Source organism: Nocardioides sambongensis (assembly GCF_006494815.1).
Classification (GTDB): Bacteria; Actinomycetota; Actinomycetes; order Propionibacteriales; family Nocardioidaceae; genus Nocardioides; species Nocardioides sambongensis.
Genome location: NZ_CP041091.1, coordinates 1,216,878 through 1,240,334, shown reverse-complemented (window position 1 = coordinate 1,240,334; position 23,457 = coordinate 1,216,878). Strand labels below are relative to the sequence as shown.

At 71.5% G+C, this 23,457-nt stretch carries 22 protein-coding genes and 1 tRNA gene; 21 read left to right on the top strand and 2 right to left on the bottom strand.

Annotated features, from left to right (window positions below; all coding sequences use genetic code 11):
* Positions 1-14: 14 nt before the first annotated feature.
* The 20 genes from FIV43_RS05785 to FIV43_RS05695 all read left to right on the top strand — a co-directional run bounded on the left by FIV43_RS05785 (position 15) and on the right by FIV43_RS05695 (position 21,469).
* Entirely contained in the window at positions 15-1,109 is a 1,095-nt protein-coding gene (locus FIV43_RS05785) for a prephenate dehydrogenase (protein ID WP_141013369.1), read from the top strand.
* Between the two features lie 11 nt (positions 1,110-1,120).
* Positions 1,121-1,831: a (d)CMP kinase gene (cmk, locus tag FIV43_RS05780; protein WP_231123757.1), complete on the top strand. Its 711-nt coding sequence runs from the start codon at positions 1,121-1,123 to the stop codon at positions 1,829-1,831.
* Complete coding sequence (locus FIV43_RS05775) at positions 1,828-2,583, top strand: lysophospholipid acyltransferase family protein (RefSeq protein ID WP_141013367.1); 756 nt, start codon at positions 1,828-1,830, stop codon at positions 2,581-2,583. The genes cmk and FIV43_RS05775 overlap by 4 nt, the downstream gene beginning before the upstream one ends.
* Positions 2,576-3,898: a ribosome biogenesis GTPase Der gene (der, locus tag FIV43_RS05770; protein ID WP_141013366.1), complete on the top strand. Its 1,323-nt coding sequence runs from the start codon at positions 2,576-2,578 to the stop codon at positions 3,896-3,898. Before FIV43_RS05775 ends, der begins: the two co-directional genes overlap by 8 nt.
* A gap of 55 nt (positions 3,899-3,953) precedes the next feature.
* Positions 3,954-4,586: a hypothetical protein gene (locus FIV43_RS05765; RefSeq protein WP_141013365.1), complete on the top strand. Its 633-nt coding sequence runs from the start codon at positions 3,954-3,956 to the stop codon at positions 4,584-4,586.
* 3 nt (positions 4,587-4,589) lie between these two features.
* Entirely contained in the window at positions 4,590-5,498 is a 909-nt protein-coding gene (locus FIV43_RS23105) for a Y-family DNA polymerase (RefSeq protein ID WP_269204063.1), read from the top strand.
* A complete protein-coding gene (locus FIV43_RS22010) occupies positions 5,435-6,202 on the top strand; it encodes a hypothetical protein (RefSeq protein ID WP_231124004.1) in 768 nt (255 codons plus the stop codon). The genes FIV43_RS23105 and FIV43_RS22010 overlap by 64 nt, the downstream gene beginning before the upstream one ends.
* Positions 6,203-6,375: 173 nt before the next feature.
* Positions 6,376-7,257 carry a phenylalanine 4-monooxygenase gene (locus FIV43_RS05755; protein ID WP_141013364.1) on the top strand — a complete coding sequence of 294 codons (882 nt, stop codon included), beginning with the start codon at positions 6,376-6,378 and terminating at the stop codon, positions 7,255-7,257.
* A gap of 24 nt (positions 7,258-7,281) precedes the next feature.
* A complete protein-coding gene (locus FIV43_RS05750; protein WP_231123754.1) occupies positions 7,282-8,151 on the top strand; it encodes an LLM class flavin-dependent oxidoreductase in 870 nt (289 codons plus the stop codon).
* A gap of 18 nt (positions 8,152-8,169) precedes the next feature.
* On the top strand, positions 8,170-8,814 hold the full coding sequence (locus FIV43_RS05745; RefSeq protein ID WP_141013363.1) for a LysE family translocator: 645 nt from the start codon (positions 8,170-8,172) through the stop codon (positions 8,812-8,814).
* Positions 8,815-9,093: 279 nt separating this feature from the next.
* Positions 9,094-10,584: a hypothetical protein gene (locus tag FIV43_RS05740; protein WP_141013362.1), complete on the top strand. Its 1,491-nt coding sequence runs from the start codon at positions 9,094-9,096 to the stop codon at positions 10,582-10,584.
* 6 nt (positions 10,585-10,590) lie between these two features.
* Positions 10,591-13,917, top strand: a complete 3,327-nt coding sequence (locus FIV43_RS05735; protein ID WP_141013361.1) for an error-prone DNA polymerase — start codon at positions 10,591-10,593, stop codon at positions 13,915-13,917.
* Positions 13,918-13,938: 21 nt separating this feature from the next.
* The gene (locus FIV43_RS05730; RefSeq protein ID WP_141013360.1) at positions 13,939-14,316 is read left to right on the top strand and encodes a hypothetical protein; all 378 of its coding nucleotides are present in this window, start codon (positions 13,939-13,941) and stop codon (positions 14,314-14,316) included.
* Complete coding sequence (locus FIV43_RS05725; protein ID WP_181407695.1) at positions 14,235-15,107, top strand: GGDEF domain-containing protein; 873 nt, start codon at positions 14,235-14,237, stop codon at positions 15,105-15,107. The genes FIV43_RS05730 and FIV43_RS05725 overlap by 82 nt, the downstream gene beginning before the upstream one ends.
* Before the next feature lie 62 nt (positions 15,108-15,169).
* A tRNA-Pro gene (locus tag FIV43_RS05720) sits at positions 15,170-15,243 on the top strand.
* A gap of 185 nt (positions 15,244-15,428) precedes the next feature.
* Complete coding sequence (locus FIV43_RS05715; protein ID WP_141013358.1) at positions 15,429-16,793, top strand: DUF2254 domain-containing protein; 1,365 nt, start codon at positions 15,429-15,431, stop codon at positions 16,791-16,793.
* Positions 16,794-16,877: 84 nt separating this feature from the next.
* Entirely contained in the window at positions 16,878-18,056 is a 1,179-nt protein-coding gene (locus FIV43_RS05710; RefSeq protein WP_181407694.1) for a sensor histidine kinase, read from the top strand.
* Positions 18,053-18,718, top strand: a complete 666-nt coding sequence (locus tag FIV43_RS05705) for a response regulator (RefSeq protein WP_141013356.1) — start codon at positions 18,053-18,055, stop codon at positions 18,716-18,718. The genes FIV43_RS05710 and FIV43_RS05705 overlap by 4 nt, the downstream gene beginning before the upstream one ends.
* Before the next feature lie 253 nt (positions 18,719-18,971).
* On the top strand, positions 18,972-19,580 hold the full coding sequence (locus FIV43_RS05700) for an ABC transporter ATP-binding protein (RefSeq protein ID WP_231123752.1): 609 nt from the start codon (positions 18,972-18,974) through the stop codon (positions 19,578-19,580).
* Positions 19,577-21,469, top strand: a complete 1,893-nt coding sequence (locus tag FIV43_RS05695) for an FtsX-like permease family protein (protein WP_141013355.1) — start codon at positions 19,577-19,579, stop codon at positions 21,467-21,469. The genes FIV43_RS05700 and FIV43_RS05695 overlap by 4 nt, the downstream gene beginning before the upstream one ends.
* Before the next feature lie 29 nt (positions 21,470-21,498).
* Here FIV43_RS05695 and FIV43_RS05690 read toward each other — a convergent pair whose 3' ends face one another.
* Both FIV43_RS05690 and FIV43_RS05685 read right to left on the bottom strand, forming a co-directional pair.
* On the bottom strand, positions 21,499-21,939 hold the full coding sequence (locus FIV43_RS05690) for an SRPBCC family protein (protein ID WP_141013354.1): 441 nt from the start codon (positions 21,937-21,939) through the stop codon (positions 21,499-21,501).
* Between the two features lie 41 nt (positions 21,940-21,980).
* Entirely contained in the window at positions 21,981-22,811 is an 831-nt protein-coding gene (locus FIV43_RS05685; RefSeq protein WP_141013353.1) for an alpha/beta fold hydrolase, read from the bottom strand.
* A gap of 77 nt (positions 22,812-22,888) precedes the next feature.
* On the opposite strand from FIV43_RS05685, the gene FIV43_RS05680 reads away from it, so the two are divergent.
* The gene (locus FIV43_RS05680) at positions 22,889-23,443 is read left to right on the top strand and encodes a PadR family transcriptional regulator (protein WP_141013352.1); all 555 of its coding nucleotides are present in this window, start codon (positions 22,889-22,891) and stop codon (positions 23,441-23,443) included.
* The last annotated feature ends 14 nt before the right edge of the window (positions 23,444-23,457 follow it).

Here is a 23,457-nt window from a genome sequence, read left to right as displayed (position 1 = left end):
GTACGCTTTCGACCGTGCCCCACGACCCCGCCGCGGAGACCGACGACCAACGCCTGACCGGTCCCGTCCTGGTGGTGGGAGCCGGGTTGATCGGCACCTCGCTCGCGCTCGCCGTGCGCCGCGCCGGGGTGGAGGTGCTGCTCGAGGACCTGGCCGACGACAACGTGCGCACGGCCACAGGACTCGGCGCGGGACGCGCTGCGCGCCCCGACGACCGTCCCCAGCTCGTGGTGGTGGCCGTCCCGCCGGCCCACCTCGCCACCGCCGTCCGGGCGGCCCTCGACGCGCATCCCCGGGCGTGGGTGACCGACGTCGGCAGCGTCAAGGAGGCACCGCTACGTGCGGTGGCCGACCACCCCGGACGGAACCGCTACGTCGGCAGCCACCCGATGGCCGGCAGCGAACGCTCCGGGCCGCTGGCGGCGTCGGCGTCGCTCTTCGACGGCCGCCCGTGGGCCGTCACCCCGGGTCCGGGCGCGCAGTCCGTCGCGGTCCGCGCCGTCGAGCAGCTGATCGGGCTCTGCGGCGGCGTCGTGGTCCGGCTCTCCCCGCTCGAGCACGATCGCGCCGTCGCCCGTACCTCGCACGTGCCGCACCTGGTCTCCTCGCTGGTGGCCGGCACCCTCGCCGGTGCCTCGGCCGACCACCTGGCCCTCTCCGGGCAGGGGGTCCGCGACGTCACCCGGGTGGCCGGTGGCGACCCGGAGCTGTACAGCCAGATCATCGGCGGGAACGCCCCGGCCGTCGCCGCCCTGCTGGCCGAGGTCCGCGAACGCCTGGACCTCGCCCTCGACGCGGTCACCGCCGGCGACCAGGTCGGACTCTCCTCGCTGCTCGCCCACGGGGTGGCCGGCACCCGGGCGATCCCCGGCAAGCACGGCGGCCCGCTGCAGACCACCGTCGCCGTGCGGGTCGCGGTCCCGGACCACCCGGGCGAGCTGGCGCGGCTCTTCGCCGACGCGGGCGACAGCGGCGTCAACATCGAGGACGTCCGGATCGACCACGACCCGGGCCGACCCGTCGGTCTGGTCGAGCTGGACGTCACCGCCGAGCACAGCGACGAGCTGATCGGCGTGCTCGAATCGAGGGGATGGGTGACCCACCGGTAGGATTCCCGCCCGTGACTTCCGTGCCGACCGACCCGAACCGCCCGTCCACGCCCCCCGTGGTGGTGGCCGTCGACGGCACCTCGGGGTCCGGCAAGTCGAGCACCTGCCGGGCCGTCGCGGATCGCCTCGGACTGCGCTACCTCGACACCGGTGCCATGTACCGGGCGGTGACCTGGTGGATGCTGGACAACGACGTCGACGTGCACGACGCAGGGGCGGTCGCCGCCCGCGCCGGCGCCCCCGACCTGGTCTCCGGCACCGACCCGTTGCAGCCGACCATCGCGGTCGACGGCGTCGACGTCTCCGTCGAGATCCGCAGCGACGCGGTCAACGCGGCGGTCTCCCCGGTCAGCGCCGTGCCCGCGGTGCGGGAGCGTCTCGTCGCGCTGCAGCGCGACCTGATCGGCACCGGCGGCATCGTGGTCGAAGGACGCGACATCGGGTCCGTGGTCTGGCCGCAGGCGGAGGTCAAGGTCTACCTGACCGCCGACCCGGCCGCGCGCGCCGCCCGCCGCGCCGCGGAGAACGGCGGGGCCGACCTCACCGCGACGCAGGAGTCCCTGCTCGCCCGCGACGCCATCGACTCCAGCCGGGCGACCGCGCCGCTGACCCGTGTCGACGGCGCCGTCCACATCGACTCCACCCACCGCACCCTGGACGAGGTCGTCGGCCTCGTCGTCGACCTGGTGGACGCGGTCCGGAGCAGCAGCGGCGCCTCATGACCGCTGGCTCCGACGGGCGCGCGCATCGGGAGCCTCCCCGCAGCGACCGCGTCGAGCACCCGCGCCGCGGTCTGCTCACCCGGGGCAGGCCCGCCTCCCGCTGGCTCATCCGCCGGCAGTACGACGTCCGCGTGCACCACCCCGAGCGGTTCCCGGCCACGGGGCCGGTGGTGGTGGCGGCCAACCACATCGGCGTGATCGACGGCCCGCTGCTGGCGATCTTCGCCCCGCGACCGGTGCACGCCCTGACCAAGATCGAGATGTTCCGCGGAGTGCTGGGCCGGTTCCTGCACCTGACCGGGCAGATCCCGCTGGACCGCGGTCAGGCTGACCCGGGATCGGTGCGCCGGGCGCTGAGGGTGCTGCGCGAGGGCGGTGCGGTCGGGGTCTTCCCGGAGGGCACCCGCGGCGACGGCGAGCTGCGCTCGTTCCGCCGGGGCGCGGCCTACCTGGGGCTGGTCACCGGGGCCCCCGTCGTACCGGTGACGTTCCTGGGGAGCCGGGAGCCGGGCGGGAGCAGTGGCTCACTGCCGCCCCGAGGTGCGAGGATCGACCTCGTGATCGGGCACCCGGTCGCGTTGGGGTCGATGTCCTGGCCGCGCACGGCGGAACAGGTGGGGGCCGTGAACGCGTTGCTCCACCAGCGGATGCGCGAGGACCTCGCGGCCGCGATCGACGAGACCGGACGGGCCCTGCCGGGCCCGCTGCCCACCCACGGCCCGGTCCACTCTGCGAAGGAACACGATGACTGACACCAACCTGCCCGTGCTGGCCGTGGTCGGACGGCCCAACGTGGGCAAGTCCACCCTGGTCAACCGGATCCTCGGCCGCCGTGAGGCGGTCGTCGAGGACATCCCCGGCGTGACCCGTGACCGGGTCTCCTACGACGCCGAGTGGGCCGGTCGCGCCTTCACGCTGGTCGACACCGGCGGCTGGGACCCGGACGCGAAGGGGATGGCGGAGCGGATCCGGGTGCAGGCCGAGATCGCGGTGTCGCTGGCCGACGCGGTGCTCTTCGTGGTCGACGCGGCGGTCGGGATCACCGACGCCGACGAGGCAGTGGTCCGGGTGCTGCGCAAGGCGGGGAAGCCGGTCGTGCTGACCGCGAACAAGGTCGACGACGAGCGGGTCGAGGCGCAGACCTACGGACTGTGGAACCTCGGGCTGGGCGAGCCGCACCCGGTCTCGGCGCTGCACGGGCGCGGATCGGGCGACCTGCTGGACGCGATCCTCGCGGTGCTGCCGGAGGCTCCGGAGTACGAGGACGAGATCGGCGGCCCGCGCCGGATCGCGATCGTCGGGCGCCCCAACGTCGGCAAGTCCTCGCTGCTCAACAAGCTCGCCGGTGAGGAGCGGGTGGTGGTCGACAACGTGGCCGGCACCACCGTCGACCCGGTGGACGAGCTGGTGCAGCTCGGTGGACGCGAGTGGCGCTTCATCGACACCGCCGGCATCCGCAAGCGGGTCAAGGAGGCCTCCGGACACGAGTACTACGCCTGGCTGCGCACCACGACGGCGATCGAGCGTGCCGAGGTGTGTGTGCTGGTGCTCGACGGCAGCCAGTCGATCGCCGAGCAGGACATGCGGATCCTGCAGGAGGTCCGGGAGGCCGGCAAGGCGCTGGTGATCGCGTTCAACAAGTGGGACCTGGTCGACGAGGAGCGGCGCCACTACCTGGACCGCGAGATCGAGCGCGACCTGGTGCAGGTGCAGTGGGCGCCCCGGATCAACATCACCGCGCGCACGGGTTGGCACATCGACCGCCTGGTGCCGGCGCTGGACCGCGCGATCGAGGGCTGGGAGACGCGGGTGCCGACCGGTGCGCTCAATGCCTTCCTGGGCCGTCTGGTCGCCGAGCACCCGCACCCGGTGCGCAGCGGCAAGCAGCCGAAGGTGCTCTTCGGCACCCAGGTGCAGGTCGCGCACCCGACGTTCAAGCTGTTCACCTCCGGCAGGCTCGACGCCGGGTACGAGCGGTTCATCGAGCGTCGGCTGCGGGAGGAGTTCGGTTTCGTGGGCACCCCGATCGAGCTCAAGGTCCAGCCGCGGGAGAAGCGTAAGCGCTGAGCACCGATGGGGACGGGCCCCCACTTGCACAGTTCGAACAAATGTTCGAACATGGGTGAGTGAGTGTCCGTCCCTCGAGATCGACGACCGCGCCGCCGTCGTGGAGCAGCTGCGCGGCCGGATCGACGCCCTGCAGGGCGGTCCGGCGCGACTGAGCGTGCCGGTGCCTCCGGTGCTCGACGGACTGCTCCAGCTGCGGACCGGGGGCGTCTACGCGGTGGACTCCGCCTCGCTGGCGATGACGCTCGCCTCGGGGGCGTCCGCCGCGGGCGACTGGGTGGGATTCGTCGGCTGGGACGACTTCGGGGTCGAGGCGGCCGCGCAGTTGGGGGTGGCGCTGGGGCGGACGGTGCTGGTCCCGGCGCCGGGGGAGCACTGGATGGAGGTCGTCGCCGCCCTCGTCGACGTGCTGCGCGTCGTCGTGCTGCGACCGGTGGGACGGATCGATCCGAAGTCGGCCTCGGTGATCCAGGCTCGTCTCCGGTCCCGCGACGCGGTGCTCCTGGTGCACGCCCCGGGGCCTGGCGTCTGGCCACGCGTCGAGGCGTCGTTCAGCGCCGACGAGGTCTCCTGGGACGGGCTGGGGCAGGGCAGTGGACGCCTGCACGGACAGCGTGCCCGGGTCGTGGTGCGCGACGTCGGTCGACCGCACAGCCGGGAGATCCTCCTTCCCTACGTCGCAGGGTGAGTGATGGGCGCCCGGATCCTCGTGGTGTGGTGCCCGGACTGGTCGGTGACGGCGGCCCTGATGGACCGCGCCGATGCCGGGGAGCCGGCCGATCGCAGCGCCCCCGCGGCGGTGTTCTCGGCCAACCGGGTCGTCGTCTGCAACGCCGCTGCCCGCCGCGAGGGGGTACGACGCGGCCAGCGGCGCCGCGACGCGCAGGCGCGCTGCCCCGAGCTGCTCCTGCTCGCGGCCGGCCCGGAGCGCGACGTGCGGTGGTTCGAGCACGTCCTGACCAGTGTCGAGGAGGTGCGTCCGGGGGTGTCGCCGATCCGCCCGGGCCTGCTCGCCGTGCCGGCTCCCGGTCGCTACCACGGCGGTGAGGAGGCGGCCGCGGCGCTGCTCGCCGAGGAGCTCGTCGCGGGTGGCGTCTGGGACTGCCGGTTCGGGATCGCCGACGATCTCTATGCCGCCGAGCGGGCCGCGCGGGCCGCTCACTCCCAGGGCTGCGTGGTGGTCCCGCCCGGTGGTTCCGCGGAGTTCGTGGCCGGACTGCCGATCGGCGTGCTGGCCGACGACGGGCCCGAGGGGCGCCAGCTGGCGGACCTGCTGCACCGGCTCGGGCTGGATCTCCTGGGGGAGTTCGCCGGCTTCGGTGCGGCCGAGGTGAGCAACAGGTTCGGCTCCTACGGTGTCGACCTGCTGCGGCGGCTGCGGGGCGGCACCACCCGGTTGAGCGGGCCGCGGAGGCCACCCCGGAGCTGGCCTGCGAGATCGGCTTCGAGCCGCCGCTGGACTCCGCCGAGGCGGTCACCTTCAGCGTCCGGACCACCGCCGAGCGGTTCGTGGCCGGCCTCGCCGACCGCCAGCTGGTGGCGACCGCGGTGCGGATCGAGGCCGAGCTCGACGACTCGTCGCAGGAGTCCGGCGGTCTGAGTGCCCGCACCTGGGTCCATCCCCGCTGCTTCACCTCCCGCGACCTCGTCGACCGGGTCCACTGGCAGCTCCAGGCGGGGATGCCGGGCAGTGGGCTGCGCAGCCGGAAGGAGTCCGGCGCCGTCACCGCGCCCGTCACCCGGGTGCGCTTCCTTCCCGAGACCGTCGAGGCGGCCGGTGACCACGCCGAGGGTCTCTGGGGTGGCGGGGCGGAGGAACAGGTGGTGCGCGGCGTGGCACGGGTCCAGGCGATGGTCGGGTACGACGCCGTCCGGGTGCCGGTGCTGCAGGGCGGGCGTGGCGCGGCGGACCGCCAGGCATGGGTGACCTGGGGCGAGCGTCCGACCGACCTGCGGCCGACCGAGCCGCCGTGGCCGGGGCGGATACCCGGCCCGGCGCCGACGCGGGTGTTCGGCACGCCCCTGCCGGCAGAGGTCGTCGACGAGCACGGTCGAAGCGTCGCGGTCACCGATCGCGGCGTGGTGACCGGTGCGCCGTACCGGTGCCGGGTGGGGCTCGGAGGCGGAGCCGGGTGGTGGGTCATCGTCGCGTGGGCGGGGCCCTGGCCGGTGGACGAGGGGTGGTGGAACGCGGAGGGCGGGAGCGGGCGGTCGGCGCGCTTCCAGGTGGTCGGCGCGGACGGGCGGGCCTGGCTGCTGCGGTGGCGGGAGAGCGGCTGGGAGGTGGAGGCCGGCTACGACTAGCCGTGATGTTCGTGCTTCGACCGGGGTGCTCCGGGGCTCTCGCGAGAGGCGAACGTGTCCTGCCTGCGCCCCGACTTGCCGCAGATATTCGCGCGACCTAGCGTGGAGGGAACGAGACCTACGTCACACGCGGGCGTCTCGGCCCATCGACCACCGTGATCCGGAGGCGCTACATGTTCGAGGAAGGCCAGCTCTACTCACCGGTGACCACCGGGGAGGACGGTGCCGTCACCGTCCACCTGGGTGAGGATCACCCCGGCGTCAACGACCGGGACTACCGGGCACGCCGCAACGAGATCGCCACCGTCGCACTGGGGTGGAGCCCCGGTCAGCCGTTGCCGCGGATCGACTACACCGAGACCGAGCACGAGGTCTGGCGCACCGTGTGCCGCGAGATCGCACCGCTGCACGAGAAGTACGCGTGCCGGGCCTACCGCGATGCCGTCGCCGCCCTCGACCTGCCCACCGACCACGTCCCGCAGCTCGACGAGGTGACGGCCGGCCTGCAGCGCCTGACCGGCTTCTCCTACGTCCCGGCCGCCGGCATCGTCCCGCTCGAGGAGTTCTACGGCTCGCTGGCCGACGGTGTCTTCCACTCCACCCAGTACCTGCGCTACCACGGACAGCCGCTCTACACCCCCGAGCCCGACCTGATCCACGAGGTGGTCGGCCACGGCAACCTGCTCGCGGACCCGCAGGTCGCTGCGGTGAAGCGGGCCGCAGGCGAGGCCGCCCGGCGGATGCAGACCAAGCCCGGGCTGCAGATGGTGGCCGACGTCTTCTGGTTCACCATCGAGTTCGGCGTCCTGCACGAGCAGGGCGAGCTGCGCGCCTACGGCGCCGGGATCCTCTCCTCCTACGGCGAGATCGAGGAGTTCCGCTCGATGCAGATCCGGCCCCTCGACTTCACCGCGATGGCCACCATCGACTACGACATCACCCACTACCAGCCGGTGCTCTTCGCGGCCGACTCCTTCGCGGAGATGGTCGACGTGGTCGGCGGCTTCTTCACCGACTGCACGGACGAGACCGCGGCACGGATGGGGCTGGCCTGACAGCCGCTCTGAGAGACTCGCGCAGTGAGCGACACGAGCGGTGTGAACCTGCACGTCATCCTCTGGCCGATCCAGGAATGGCCGGCGATGGGGGAGACCTGGCGCCGGGCCGAGCAGCTCGGATTCGCCGGTGCCTGGGTCTACGACCACCTGGCCTGGCGGGGCCACACCCCGTGGGACGACGCCTACGCGTCGCTCGCGGCTGCCGCCGCGCTGACCGAACGGATCCGTCTCGGCACCCTGGTCACCTCGCCCAACTTCCGCACACCCATCCCGACGGCGTCGGCGGCCCGGACGATCGACCGGATCTCCGGCGGACGGCTGACCCTCGGCATCGGCGCCGGCGGCAGCGGCCACACCTCCGACGGCGACGTCCTCGACCGGGACTGGACGCCGAGGGAGCGCGCCGACCGGTTCGCGGAGTGGGTGGAGCAGCTCGACGCCCTGATGACCACCGCGCCGGTGTCGCTGGAGGGTGAGCACTGGACGGCCCGCGACGTCAGCATCGCTGCGGGGATGGTGCAGCGGCGGCCGCCGTACTGGATCGCGGGGAACGGGCCGCGCGGCATGCGTTTGGCGGCGCGGTTGGGGCAGGGGTGGATCGCGAATCCGCAGGGCGAGGACCACTACGCCGACACCGTGGCGCGGCTCGAGGCGTTGGAGCGCGCCTGCGAGGCGGAGGGACGGGCTGCCGGCGACCTCGCCAGGATGCTGATGACGGGCTTCGGCGATGAGCCGTGGCTCGCCTCCGTCGGCGCCTTCGAGGATCTCGCGGGACGTTACGGCGAGCTCGGCATCACCGACATCGCGGTGCACTGGCCGCGCCCCGGCACCGACTGGGAAGCGGACATGGGAGTGTTCGAGGAGATCGCGGCGCACGTGAACGGCGTCTGACGCCGGTACCGTTGCCCGGTGCCCGATCACTTCCTCGCCTTCCTCGGCGTCGCGGGACTGCTCACGCTGACGCCGGGGCCCGACATGGCCCTGGTGCTCCGCAACGGGGTGCGGGGCGGGAGTCGGGCCGCCTGGTGGACGGGGCTGGGGTGCTGCACCGGCATCGCCGGCTATGCACTGATCACCGCCGTCGGACTGGCCGCGGTGCTGGCCGCCTCCGACGCCGCCTTCACGGTGATCAAGGTGGCTGGCGCTGCGTACTTGGTCTACCTGGGCGCGCGTGCGTTGTGGGCGGCGTCGGCTGGTGGCAGCGAGCCTGCCGTCGAGCCTGAGATCGGAGTCACGGGCGGGTCGGGTGCGGCGATGACGTCGCGGCGTGAGGCCTTCCGACAGGGACTGGTGAGCAACCTGCTGAACCCCAAGATCGCGCTGATCTTCCTCACGCTGATCCCGCAGTTCGTCACCGCCGAGGACCCGGCCTACGCCACGGGCGTGCTCGCCGTCGCGTTCCTGGCGATGGCGGTGTTGTGGTGGCGGGTCTTCTCGCTCGCCGTCGGCGCCCTCGGGCGTCTGATGGCGAGAGAGCGGGTACGACGCGCGATCGAGGGGCTGACCGGCGTGGTCCTGATCGGGCTCGGCGTGCGGATGGCGCTGCAGCGCTGAACCCGGCCCGGCGAGTCACGACGCCGAGGTGAGCAGGTCGACGAGGAGCCCGGCGCCGCAGGAGATCACGGCGATCGCCACACCCAGGGCGGCGAAGTTCGTAGAACGACTTACGGGAGATCCCGAGCTCGGCACAGAACGTCGTGACCGCCCCACGCGGGGCGTCCAGAGTGTCACCGATGTCCTGATACAGAACTGTCACCGATGTCCTGCGACATGACACAGCGGGATGGTGGAGAGAGCCTTCCGATTCGAACTGGTGTTCGATACAATGGAGGCATGACCTCGCTCTCCGACGATCTCTCGACCACGCAGCTGCTGGCTGCGGCGGAGTCAGGGGTGCGGGCGCAGCGGGCGATGGAGGTCGAGCAGCTCCGGGTGGTGCTGGCCTGGTGCGACCGGCACGGGGAGGACCCCCAGGCGATGCCGGGGGCGGTGCCGGTCAAGCACGGCGGGGACCGGCTGATCGTCGTGGGTGGTGAGGGAACGCCGGAGGTCGCCGAGCTCTGTTTCGGCGAGCTCGCGATCGCGCTGGAGAAGGGTGTGATCGCGACCCGTCACCTCGCAGGCGACGTGTTGGACCTGCGCCACCGCCTCCCGCTGACCTGGGCGCGGGTGCTCGGCGGGGAGTGCGAGCCCTGGGCGGCGCTGAAGGCCGCCAAGCTGTCCCGGCCACTGGACCGTGACCGGGTCGGGTTGGTCGACCACGCGGTCGCTGCTGCGGTCGGTGAGGGGCCACAGCGGATGCTCACGGTCGCGGAGGCGAAGGTGATCGAGGCCGACCCCGACGCCCACCGTGCCCGGATCGCTGCGGAGGACGCCAAGACCGGGGTCTGGCTCTCGCGCACCAAGGCCGGCGACGCGGTTGACGTGCTGGATGCCCAGCCGGGGACGCGGCGGATCAACGCCCGCCTCCCGATCGGGACAGCGGTCGAGATCGACGCGGTCCTCGACGACCTCGCCGACGCACTCGCCGAGCACGCCGAGCCCACCGACGGCGAGGAGAAGCCCTCGCGCCGCGAGTTGCGTGCCCAAGCGTTCGAGTTGCTGTCCCGGCCGCATGACGCGGTCGCGTTCCTCGACGGCCTCGATCCAGCCGAGCACGCCGACCGTGATGAGCCCGCGGGTGAGGTCAAGCCGCGGGGTCGGCGTCGGTCGGCGGTGCTGCACGTGCACCTCTCCGCCCTCGCCCTCCATGCCCTCGACGCTGGACATAGCGGTGGTGTGGGTGGTGTGGCGCGGGTCGAAGGGCTCGGACCGCTGCTGGTCGAGCAGCTCACCGTCCTGCTCCGGCACCGCGAGATCCGACTCCAGCCGGTGATCGATCTCAACACCATCGAGACCGTCACCGCCTATGAGCACCCGACCGTGATGCGGCAACGGGTGCTCCTACGCCACGCGGCCGGGGACGGGTTCCCGCACAGCACCAGCGCCACCGGCCTCTCGAGCAGGGTCGACCTGGACCACGCCACCCCCTACGACAGCAGTGGGCCGCCCGGCCAGGCCGGTCAGACCAGTGGCCAGACGAGTGATCTGAACACCACCCCGTTGACCAGGGCGCACCACCGGACCAAGACCCACACCGGCGGCTACCAGGTCCACCCACTCGGACTCGCCGCCCACCGCTGGGTCACCCCGCATGGCCTGGCCCGCGTCGTCACACCCCACGGCACCACCAGAGTCGAACTCATCCGCGCCCGCGACGGCACCATCCACGGCGAGCTCTACCCCCACCCCGCCCACCTCCAGCTCGCCCACGACCTGGACTGAAGCAGCATGGGATGGAACAACCCGCCGGTGCCGTGGCGGGAGATCGAGCGTCGGCTCTCCGGGCGACGCCCGGGTGCCGAGGACGCACCGACCTCACGACGCAAGCACGCACGACCCACCACGCAGCCGGCGCCGGTGCGACCCGAGGAGCCGCTGACGCCGTACGCGGAACTGCACTGCCACAGCCACTTCAGCTTCCTGGACGGGGCCAGCAGCCCGCCGGACCTGGTCGCTGAGGCCACCCGTCTCGGTCTGACAGGTCTCGCGCTCACCGACCACGACGGTCTGGCGGGTGCGCCGCTGTTCGCCGAGGCAGGCGCCGAGCAGGGCATGCCGACGATCTACGGCGCCGAGCTGTCGTTGGGACTGAGCGGTCCGCAGAACGGGGTGCCCGACCCCGAGGGCAGCCACCTGCTGGTCCTGGCCCGCGGCGTCCAGGGCTACCACCGGCTCTCCGCGGCACTGACCGAGGCGCACCTGCGTGGCGACGAGAAGGGGCGCCCGGAGCACGACCTCGACGAGCTGACCGACCTCGGGCGCGACCACTGGGTGGTGCTGACCGGGTGCCGCAAGGGAGCGGTGAGGTCGGCGTTGCACCGTGACGGGCCGCTGGCAGCCGCGGCGGCGGTCGATGACCTGGTCGACCGCTTCGGTCCGGAGCACGTGCTCGTCGAGCTGATCGCCCGCGACCACCCTGGCGCGGACGAGACCAACGACCTCCTCGCTGCCCTCGCGGCCGATCGGGGGCTGGCTGCGGTGGCCACGGGCAACGTCCACCACGCCACACCGGACAAGGCGAGACTGGCGGCGGCGATGGCGGCGGTCCGTGCACGGCGCAGCATCGCCGAGCTCGACGGGTGGCTCGACCTGTCCGTCTCGGCGCACCTGCGCAGCGGGGACGAGATGCTGCGACGCTTCCCACGCCACCACGAGGCCGTCACCCGCACCGCTCAGGTCGCCGCCGAGCTCGCCTTCGACCTGCACAAGGCGACGCCGCGGCTCCCGAAGCAGAACATTCCTGCCGGGCACACGCCCAGCAGCTGGCTCCGGGTGCTCGCCGAGCGCGGGTTCGCCGAGAGGTACGCCGGCCGCGACGTAGAGCGACGCGCACGGGAGCGGATCGCGCGCGAGCTCGACGTGATCGAGCGCAAGGACTTCGCCGGCTACTTCGTGATCGTCCACGACATCGTCGCGTTCGCGCGGAGCCAGGGGATCCTCTGCCAGGGCCGCGGGTCGGCGGCCAGCTCGGCAGTCTGTTACGCCCTCGGCATCACCGCCGTCGACGCGGTCCAGTTCAACCTGCCGTTCGAGAGGTTCATCTCCGAGCACCGGGAGGAGGAGCCCGACATCGACGTCGACTTCGACTCCGACCGGCGCGAGGAGGTCATCCAGTGGGTCTACGACACCTACGGGCGACGCAACGCCGCGCAGGTGGCCAACATCGTGAGCTATCGGCCCCGGATGGCGGTGCGTGACGCTGCCAAGGCGCTGGGCTACTCGCCCGGGCAGCAGGACGCCTGGTCCAAGCAGGTCGACGGATGGGGGAGCAGCGTCGGGGAGGACCTCGGCATCCCGCCGCCGGTGGTCTCCCTGGCGACCGAGCTGCTCGGTGCTCCGCGGCACCTCGGCATCCACTCAGGGGGGATGGTGCTGACCGAGCGTCCGATCGCGGAGGTGTGCCCGATCGAGCGCGCCAGGATGGAGAAGCGCACGGTCCTGCAGTGGGACAAGGACGGCTGCGAGTCGATGGGACTGGTCAAGTTCGACCTGCTCGGCCTCGGCATGCTCGGTGCGCTCGACCACATGATGCGGCTGATCGACGGCCACACCGGCCGGCGCTGGACGCTCGAGTCGATCCCGAAGGAGGAGCCGGCGGTCTACGACATGCTGTGCGCCGCCGACTCGATCGGCGTCTTCCAGGTCGAGTCGCGCGCCCAGATCGGGACGCTGCCGCGGCTCAAACCCCGCTGCTTCTACGACCTCGCCATCGAGATCGCCCTGATCCGGCCGGGGCCGGTCCAGGGTGGCGCGGTGCACCCCTACATCCGTCGCGCCACCGGCAGGGAATCGGTCAGCTATGACCACCCCTCGCTCAAGCCGGTGCTCGAGCGGACGCTCGGGGTGCCGCTGTTCCAGGAGCAGCTGATGCAGATGGCGGTGACGCTGGGGGACTGCACCCGCGACGACGCCGACCTGCTCCGACGGGCCATGGGATCCAAGCGCGGCGTGGAGCGGATCGAGCGGATCAAGGAACGCCTCTACGCGGGGATGGCTCGCCGCGGACTGACCGGCGACGCCGCCGATGCGATCTACGTCAAGATCCTCTCCTTCGCCGGCTTCGGTTTCGCCGAGTCCCACGCGCTGAGCTTCGCGCTGCTGGTCTACGCGTCCTCCTGGTTCAAGCTGCACTACCCGGCGACCTTCCTCGCCGGGTTGCTGCGCAACCAGCCGATGGGCTTCTACTCGCCCCAGTCGTTGGTCGCTGATGCCCGCCGTCACGGCGTCGAGGTGCGCCGTCCCGACATCGCCCTCTCCGGTGCGCAGGCAGACCTGGAGCCGTGCGAGCCGCGCCACGAGCGGGAGTGGTTCGACCTGGAGCGGTACGACGCGGGCTTCGCCGTACGGCTGGGGCTGGACGAGGTGCGGGGGATCGGGCTCGAGGTCGCGCGCCGCATCGTCGACGAGCGAGCCCGTGCTCCGTTCGACGACATCCGCGACATCTCCCGACGCACGGGGCTGAGTGCGACCCAGCTCGAGGCGCTGGCCACCGCGGGGGCGTTCGAGGGGTTCGGGCTGGAGCGTCGCGAGGCGCTGTGGATGGCCGGCTACGCCGAGGACGGTCAGCACCTGCCGACGAGCACCCCCGCGCCGTCGCCGCCGGAGCTGCCGGAGATGGCCGAGACGGACCTGACGCTGGCGGACCTGTGGGCGACCGGCATCTCACCGAGGAAGCACCCGGTGGAGCACTGGAGGGAGCGGCTGAGCGTCGTCGGGATCCGGTCGGTCGCCGACCTGGCCCGGGCCGAGGCGGGACGGCGGGTGCACGTGGCCGGGCTGATCACGCACCGTCAACGCCCGGGGACGGCGAGCGGGATCACCTTCATCAATCTCGAGGACGAGACCGGCATGCTGAACGTGATCTGCTCGGAGGGAGTGATGCGCGTGCACCGGCACGCAGCACGCAACCGAGTGGCGGTGGTGATCCGAGGGATCCTCGAACGGCAGGACGAAGTCACGAACTTGGTGGCCGATCGGATCGAGTCCCTCGACACCGTGCTCCCGGGCGCTGCTGCCTTGCTGCAGAAAAGTCACAAGTCGCGGGACTACCGGTGAGCGCCGGGATAATCTGAAGCAATGGTGGACACGGCCTCTCTGCGCGTCGTGTTCGTCGTCGTCGCCGTCTGTGCGTTCGTGCTCTTCTACCAGGCCTGCTGGCGGCCGACCCGGGCGCACTACAGCGGCTGGTGGTGCATCGCGCTGGTCCTCTTCGGCGCCAGCTCCGGGTCCTACTTGTTCGACGGCACCGACGCCCAGGTGGTGATGAACCCGGTCGGCAACATCTGCGGAGTGCTCGGCACGATGTGCGTCTGGGCGAGTGCCCGGTCGTTGAGCCGCCGCCGTCTTCCGGTGTGGTGGTTCGCCGGGCCCCGGTGGTGGTCGGTGCCGCCGCGTTCCTCGACGACCCCGCCAACGACGTCTGGACCGGCGGACCGGTCTTCCTGCTGGGGATGACGGTGGGGATCGGCGGCGCGGCGTACGAGCTGGCGCGGTTCCACCGCCGCGTGGTGCGTGGCGACGAGGTCGGCAGCGATGATCCGCAGTTCCTCGCCAGTCTCTCCGCGATCACCTGGATGACCGCGATCACCGCGGTGTTCTACTTCGCCCGGATGGTGGCGATGATGGTCGCCGGCAGTGAGAGCGACTTCTTCCAGACCTACTTCGGCAGCGAGGCGACCACCCTGCTGGTCATCCTGCTCATGGTGGTCGCCATCTTCAGCATGGCGGCGCTCAGTCGCACCCAGTACACCGCCGAGCTCCGGCACCGGGCGACCCACGACGGGTTGACCGGTCTGCTCAATCGCAACGAGTTCCTCCGCCTTGCCGAGCTCGTCGCCGACCGCGCCGAGATCGGAGCGCCGTCCGTGGTCGTGGTCGCAGACGTGGACCGATTCAAGCAGCTCAACGACGCGCACGGGCACGCCGCCGGAGACCGCGCACTGGCCTCGGTCGGCACCATCTGCAGCCAGCACCTGCTCCCGCGGGAGCTGGCCGGACGCATGGGCGGTGACGAGTTCGCGTTGCTGCTGATGGACGTCGACCGCGCCCACGCGCTGGCCGACGTCATGAACGAGGAGTTCGCCCTGGCGATGGACCGCGACGCGACCGCGACGGTCAGCTTCGGTGTCGCCCGCCTGCGTGGTTCCGAGGGCGTCGCCGAGGCGATGGAGCGCGCCGACCGCGCGCTCTACGACGCGAAGGCCCGCGGCGGTCGGCGCATCATGTCCGATGAGCGTCCGGCGTGACACCCGATTCGGACGTCCCGCCGCGGCTGCGGTAGTGTTCGGCGCGCTCCCTCGGGAGTGATCGGGCTGTGGCGCAGCTTGGTAGCGCACTTGACTGGGGGTCAAGGGGTCGCAGGTTCAAATCCTGTCAGCCCGACCGATCGGCACGAGAGCGAAGCTTGCCGAAGAGTTGGACGAAACTGGTTGGGCCCGGATGTGCGGGCCCGACCAGTTCGCGTTTCGGCAGGTCCCTCGGTCGATCGGTGCCTGGATCGTCGTGATGGATCGAGGCATCCGATCGGCTGGACCGTCCGCCGAGACGGTGGTGGCAGGCTCTGTGTCATGAGCATCTGGTTCGACAACGTCCGTGACGCGTTTCGGACCCGATTGTGGCCTCTGCCCACGATCGCGGTGGTGTTCGCGCTCCTTCTCGGGTTGGCGCTCCCAGAGCTCGATTCGGTGATCGACGATGACTTGCCAGGCCGGGTGGGCGGCTGGCTCTTCGGCGGGGACGCGGATGCCGCGCGGTCGTTGCTGGGGGCCATCGCCTCGTCGATGATCACGGTGACGGCGCTGACGTTCTCCTTGACCGTGGTGACTCTGCAGCTCGCCAGCAGCCAGTTCTCTCCTCGGCTGTTGCGGACGTTCACCCGCGACCTGTTCGTCCAGCTGACGTTGGCCCTGTTCCTGGCGACCTTCACCTACGCGTTGACCGTGCTCCGGGCCGTACGCGGTTCGGAGGAGGAAGGCGGTGTCGAGCTCGTGCCCAAGGTGGCCGTCACGTTGGCGTTCGTCCTGGCGGTGGCCAGCGTGCTCGGGCTGGTGCTGTTCCTGGCCCACCTGACCGAGCAGATCCGGGTCGAGACGATGTTGCGCACCGTGCACCGCGACGCCGTGGCCACGATGCAAACGGTCCTCGCCGAGCGCAACCCCGCAGGTGGCGACCCGACGCCTGTGCCGAGCCCGCCGCCGGAGGCACTGACCCTGCTCGCCGAGCACGACGGATTCCTGACCTGGATCGACCAGAAGGGACTGCTGGACATCGCCGTCGAAGAACAGGCGCTGCTCAGGATCGAGGTCCACCCGGGCGCATTCCTGGTCAAGGGCACGCCGCTCGGAAGCGCGTGGTCCACCGAGCCCGGTCGCCTCTCCGATGAGGTGGCCGAGCGGATCGCCACCGGAGTCGCCGGGTGCATCCACGTCGGCTTCGAGCGGACCTCGGCCCAGGACGTTGGTTACGGGCTGCGCCAACTGACCGATGTGGTCAACAAAGCGCTCTCGCCCGGCATCAACGACCCCACCACGGCCATCCACGCCCTCGGCCACACCTCGGCCTTCCTCTGCGCGTTGAGCGACCACGACCTGGGACCGGAGGTTCTCCGGGACGATGACGACGAGATCAGGGTCGTGATGCAACGTCCCGACCTGGCCAGCTACGTCGACCTGGGTCTCTCGCAACCGCGACGCTACGGTGCTGCGGACCCTCAGGTCCTGCAGAGGATCTTTCAGGTCCTGCTCGACCTCAGTCACCGAGTGGCACCAGATCAGAGATCGGTCGTCCGGGACGAGTTGGAGCGTCTGAGTGCGACCGTCGCCAGCCAGCCCTTCGACCCGATGGAGAGGGCCGGACTCGAATCGATGGGTCACCAGATCCGGCAGAACCTGGAGGGACCGTCGGATGAGTACGGGGCCGCCCGTGACGGCTAGCCTCGCGGCATGATTGGGGCCCGCCGATTCCGTCCATCCGACGTCGCCGTTGCGGCCGGGTGCTGGGCGGTCACGGTGGTGCTGTTGCTGGCGCTGCCAGCGTTGGAGGGCCTCGATCCGGACGCCGTCGAGGACGTCCCGAGCCTGGGTGGTTCTGCCTGGTGGTGGACGTTCGTGCTCGTGTCGGCGCAGTGCGCCGCGCTGTCGGTGCGCGGTGCGCGACCGACGCTGTCGGCCTCGGTGGTGGCCGCCGCGGTGCCCGCTGCGGCGCTCGCAGGGGTAGACGCCGGGATCGGGTTGCTGTCGCTGCCGCTCGTCGTCGCGGTCTACACGATCGGGGTGCGGCGGACCCTCGCCGACGCCGGGTGGCTGTTGACGTCCGTGGTGGTGCTGGTCTGTGTGGGCCATGTGGTCGTCGGTCTGCAGGGCGGTGGACCGGTCGGGGCGGCGGTGTTCGGTGGACTACTCCAAGGGTGCATCCTGGTGGGCGCGCCGCTCGCCGTCGCGGCCGTGGTGACCACCCGGCGTGAGTCGCGGGTGGCGCGGGAGGAGCGGGTGCAGGCGCTGGAGCGCGAGCGTGACGCGTTGGTGGAAGCAGCGGTGGCGCGGGAGCGGGCTGCGATGGCGCGCGAGCTGCATGACATCGCTGCCCATCACCTGACCGGGATCGCGGTGATGAGTGCGGCCGTGGCCATCCAGATCGACACCGCCCCGGCCGAGGCGAAGGTCGCGGTGGCGGAGATGCGACGACAGAGCACGGCTGTCCTTCGCGACCTGCGCAGTCTGGTCGGTCTGCTCCGCGAGCACGACGCGACGGTGAGTCTCGAAGGTGCGCGGACCGAGACGCTCGGCGGCATCGCGGGCCTGGTCGGCGACGTCGGTGCTGCCGGCCAGGATGTGGAGCTCACCGTGCTGGAACCGGTCGATGGCCGTCCGAGCGGGGCGGGGATCGGACCGCTCGCCCAGCTGGGGGCGTATCGGATGGTCCAGGAGGCGCTCGCCAACGCGGGCCGCCATGCTCCGGGTGCGCGTTGCGGGGTCGAGGTGGACGACCGTGACCCGGCCGCGCTGGTGGTGACGGTGCGCAACACCGCGGCCCGTCGCGATCCCGACCCAGGGGGGCGTGGTGGACTTGGGCTCGTGGGGATGCGTGAGCGAGCTGAGTTGACCGGCAGTCTCCTCGACGCGGGTCCGCTGGACGACGGCGGCTGGATGGTGCGGCTGGTGACGCCTCGCGCCGATATGGGGGAGGACCAGCAGTGATCCGGGTGGTGCTGGCCGACGATCAGGCGATGGTGCGCGCCGGTCTGACCGCGCTGCTGGGTGCGGCGCCGGACATCGAGGTCCTGGCGGCGGTCGAGGACGGCCGGGCGGCGGTCGACACGGCCAGGCGTCTCGGTGCCGACGTCGTGTGTACCGATGTCCGGATGCCCGGGATGGATGGGATCTCGGCCACTCGAGAGCTGTGCGGGCCGGGTGTGGAGGACCCGATCCCGGTCCTCGTCCTGACCACCTTCGACGTCGATGACTACCTGTTCGGAGCTCTCGAGGCCGGCGCCTCCGGCTTCCTGCTGAAGGATGCGGAGCCAGCCGATCTGATCGCTGCCGTGCGGTCGGTCGCTGCCGGCAACGGAACCATCGACACGTCGTTGACCAAGCGGGTGGTGCGCGAGATGGTGGATCGCCGCGGCTCTCGGCCGCTGGTCGCCACTCGGCGCCCGGACATCCTCACCGCGCGCGAGCTGGACATCCTGCTGTTGCTCGCCCGGGGGATGTCCAACGAGCAGATTGCCGACGACCTCGTCGTCGAGGTGTCCACCGTGAAGTCCCATCTGGCGCGGATGATGCCGAAGCTCGGCGTCCGCTCTCGGCTCCAGGCCGCCGTCTGGGCCTATCAGAACCGCATCGTCGAACTGCCGGACTGACCGCTCTCCATCGAAAGGTGGAAGCCCGCATCTCGTCCCTGCGAGGCTGGTGGCGGGGTGCCCCGGATTCCTAGCGTTTCGGGTATGACGATCCAGCATCCCCCCGCCCCCGCGGCGCCGTCCAGAACGATGCGATGGACGGCCCTGCCGTCCAGCTGATCGACCTGCACAAGTCCTTCCCGAGCGGCCCGGCTTCGGTGCCTGCCGTGCGCGGCATATCCCTCGCCCTTCCCGCGGGTCCTTCACCGCGGTGATGGGACCGTCCGGGTCCGGCAAGTCGACGCTCCTCGCCTGCGCCGCCGGTCTCGAGACACCGACGCGTGGCCAGGTGGTGATCGGTGGGCGAGACATCAGCCGACTCGCACCCGACCCGCTGACCCGCTTCCGTCGTGACCACGTCGGCTTCGTCTTCCAGGCGTACAACCTCGTGGATCACCTGACCGTGATCGAGAACGTCACGCTGCCCGTCGTTCTTGCTGGTCGACAGCCGGACTCGGCCTGGCTCGAGGAGCTCCTTCGCCGCGTGGGACTCGACGGACTGGAGAGCCGCCTGCCCGGCGAGCTCTCGGGTGGTCAGGCGCAGCGGGTCGCGATCGCGCGTGCGCTCTTCACCCGACCGGACATCGTGCTCGCTGACGAGCCGACCGGCGCTCTCGACTCACGCACCGCCGAGCAGGTCCTCAGCCTGCTCCGCAGCGTGGCCCGGGAACTGGACCAGACAGTGGTCCTCGTCACTCACGATGCCGCGGTGGCCGCCGGTTCCGACGTGGTGCTGTTCCTCGCCGACGGACGCCTGGTCGACCACGTCCAGCGGCCGACCGCTGCGCAGGTCGCTGCCCGGATGCTGGGAGCGGGCCGATGAGCACCACCGCATCTCTCGCACGACGCAGCGTCTGGGCACACCGCTCAGGTTTCATCGGCACCCTGCTCGTGCTCGGACTGGCCGCGCTGCTACTCGCGGTGGCCGGCGTCCTCGCCGAGTCCGGGCTCCGCGGCGCAGCGAGTGACGGCGGGACGCTGTTGATGCTCGCCGGCTCCTACGCCAGCATCGTCCTCGTCGTCGCTGTGCTGGTCGTGGCCGTGACGGTCTCCCTCGCCCTGCGCGGCCGCAGGCGCGAGTTCGCGCTGTACCGCACGATCGGCGCGACACCGTCCCAGCTGCGCACCCAGGTCGGATCCGAGGTCCTGCTGCTGGCTGCGATCGCCACCCCGGTCGGCGCCGCTGCCGGGCTGTACCTCCCACATCGGCTGGGCCCGCTGCTGCGCGATGCGGGCCTCCTCGCTCCGCATGCGGCGGTGGCGCTCAGCCCCGCGCCCGTGCTCTGCTCGATCCTCCTCGTGCTGCCGGTCGCGTGGTGGGCCGCACGGCTCGCCCTGCGGCAGACGTTGCGTTCGGCGCCCGGCCAAGCCGTGCGAGCCAGCACCATCGAGTCGCCACGAGTGGGGACAGCGAGGCAGGTCGCCGCGGTGGTGGTCGCGGGAGCCGGCTTCGCCACTGCCTTCAGCCCCCTCCTTCTCCCCGGCGCTCTCGGGGGTGCCAGTGCCGCGATCTCCGCGTTCCTCCTCATCGGCGCCGCCGGGCTGGCCGGACCCCTCCTGGTGCGGTGGTCGTTCACCCGCTCGTCCGTCGTCGAGGGTCGCCTCGGGGCGCCGGGTCGGCTGGCCGCGGCCAACCTGCGCGGCTTCTCCCATCGACTCACCGCGGTCGTCATACCGCTGGCCCTCGCGATCACCACCGGTACGGCTCAGACCACCGTCGACCGAACCGTCACCGAGGCCACCGCGGCGCAGTTGCGTGACGGTCTGCAAGCGGACCTCGTCGTCTCTTCGCCCGACCCGGCCGAGCTCGCTGCGGCGACGCAGTTGCCCGGCGTGACCGCCACCACGACACTCACCGCGCATCGGGTGCAGGTCAGCACCGATCCCGAGCTGGAGCGGCTCGTCGGTGCTCTTGCTTGGGAACCCACCACGCTGCAATCGATCGCGCCGGGACCGAGCGGGCTGCTGATCGACGCCGATACCCGGGCCGGCTCCCTGGCCGACCTCACCGGCACCGACACCGTGGCGCTCAGTCGCGATGCCGCCCTGGTCGCCGGGTTCGGCATCGGAGGTGAGGTCGCGATCCGCTGGCCCGACGCTCCGACGACCCACGCGAGAGTGGTCGCGATCTACGAACGCGGACTCGGCTTCGGGGACTACCTGGTCGGGCCGCGGGCGGACGGCAACCAGGACGAGGCGCAGGTCGACACCCTGCTCATCGGTACGACGCCCGGCGCTGCGAACGACGTCCGGACCGCGGCCGCCGGGCTCGGGCTGGACGTCACCAGCGTGACGTCGTACGCCGAAGCGGCCTCGACCGCCAGTGGCGCTGAGCGCACCCTCACGACCCTGCTCCTCCTCGCCCTGCTCGCTTTCGTGCTGATCGCCGCCGTGAACACCCTGGTGATGGTGACGCTGAGACGCCGCTCCGAACTGCGCCTCTATGCGCTCACCGGTGCCACCAGGCGCCAGCTGGTGCGGATGGTCCTCCTGGAGTCGCTGGTGACCGGTGGGCTCGCCTGGCTCCTCGGCACACTCGCGGTCCTGCCCGCGGTCGTCGGTGTCAGCACAGGCATGCTGGGACTCGGTGTCCCGCCGGTCGACCTCCGGGCCTACCTGACCCTGAGCTTCCTCGCTCTCGTTCTGCCTGTCCTCGCGGTCGTCCCCGCGGCGCTGCCGGCGGTGTGGGCGCGGTTCCCCTCCGCCCGATGAGAACGCGCGCCCCGCGTCGGCGGGTGCGGTCAGGCCAACTCGTCCAAGGCGCGGGTCATCGACTCCACGGTGTCGTTCCCGATCTTCTCGAAGACCAGCTTCATCGCCGGGTCCGCCAGCTTGGCGACTCCCTTCATCGAGATCACCGCGGTGTAGGTGATCTCGCTGCCGGTGCCGTCGGGTGCCGGGACCACGGTGATGGTGTCCGAGGTCGTCGCGCTGTCGTTGCTGCCCTGGAACTCCACGGTGGTCTCGTCCCGCCGCTCCAGGGTGTAGGTCAGCTCGGTGGAGATGCCCGCGATGCGGGAGACGTTGTGGAACCGGGAGCCGACCCGGATCGGGCCCGAGTCCTCCCGGGTGCAGGAGACCGTGCCCGGGTCCCACTCCTCGGCGTGGCTGAAGTCCTCGAGGTAGGCCAGGACCGCGGCGGGGTCCGGGCGCACCGTGAAGGTGCGGGTGACGGTGGTCATGGTGCCTCCTGTGTGTGGGGGGACGTGCCAGCGCGCAGGTCTCAGTGCTCGAGGAACGACACGAGTGCGCGGTTGAACTCCTCGGGATGACTGACGTTGAAGCCATGCGGTCCGCCCTCGACGACGACCGCCTCGCTGTGCGCGATCGCGGCGTGGGTGCGCGCACCGGAGCCCTCGAACGGCACGATCGCGTCGGAGTCGCCGTGCAGCACCAGGGTGGGCACCGTGATCCGCTCCAGGTCCGCGCGGAAGTCGGTGGTGCCGAAGGCGTCCATGCAGCCGAGTGCGGCGTCCTGGTCGGAGCGTCGACACAGCGCCACCGCGTCCAGACGCTGCTCCTCGGTGACGGCCAGCCGGTCGCCGGCGGAGAAGAACTGGCGGGTGAAGTCGTCGAAGAAGGCGTCGCGGTCCGTCTCCAGTCCGGTGCGCATCGCGTGCGCCGCCTCCGGAGCGAGCGGGCCGTCCGGGTTGTCGCCGGTCTGCAGCAGGTACGGCGGCACCGCCCCCGCGAAGACCACGCTGTGCAGCCGCTGCTCCCCGTGGTTGGTCACGTAGCGGGCCACCTCCCCGCCGCCCATCGAGAAGCCCACCAGCGTCACGTCGCGCAGGTCCAGGTCGGTCAGCACGCGGTCCAGGTCGGCGGCGAGCGCGTCGTAGTCGTAGGCGTCGCCGGTCGCGGAGTCGCCGAAGCCGCGCCGGTCGTAGCTGACCACGCGGTAGCCCGCGGCGTGCAGGGCCTCGGTCTGCTCCGACCATGCCGCGTGGGAGAGGGGCCAGCCGTGGATCAGGACCACCGGCCGGCCGGGGCCGCCGGAGTCGACGACGTGCAACGCAGGGGAGGACGCGGGAGTGCTGGTCGTCTGGTCGGTCATGTTCCAGCCCTATCTCGCCGCTCCAAACCGGCGCCGCCGAGAGACCGCCGCCGGGCCGGTGTCACTAGGCTCGGACCATGGCGTTGCAGCACGCGATCCTGGCCGCACTGGCCACCGACGCCTCATCGGGCTACGACCTGGCCAAGACCTTCGACGTGACGGTGGCGAACTTCTGGAGCGCAACGCCCCAGCAGCTCTACCGGGAGCTGGATCGGATGGAGGCCGCCGGCCTGGTCCACGCCGAGGTGGTCGAGCAGCAGAAGCGACCCAACAAGCGGATCTTCTCGCTGACCGGGGCCGGGCGCGACGAGCTCCGCGACTTCACCGCGCGGGAGCCGCGCCCGACCGCGATCCGGGACGAGCTGCTGGTGCAGGTCGACGTGCTCGAGTTCGGGGACGAGGACGCGGTGCGCTCGTCGGTGGAGGCCAAGCTGGCCTCGTCGACCGCCAAGCTGGCCCACTACCTCCGCTCCCGCCAACACCTGTTGGGCGGCGCCGACGAGGCGACCTACCTGGCCTCGGCGCACCGGGTCGGTCCCTTCCTCGCGCTGGCGCGCGGCATCTCCTTCGAGGAGGAGAACATTCGCTGGTGTCGACTGGTGCTCGATGTCCTCACCGGCCGGCACGCCTGAGCGGGGGTCGGTCC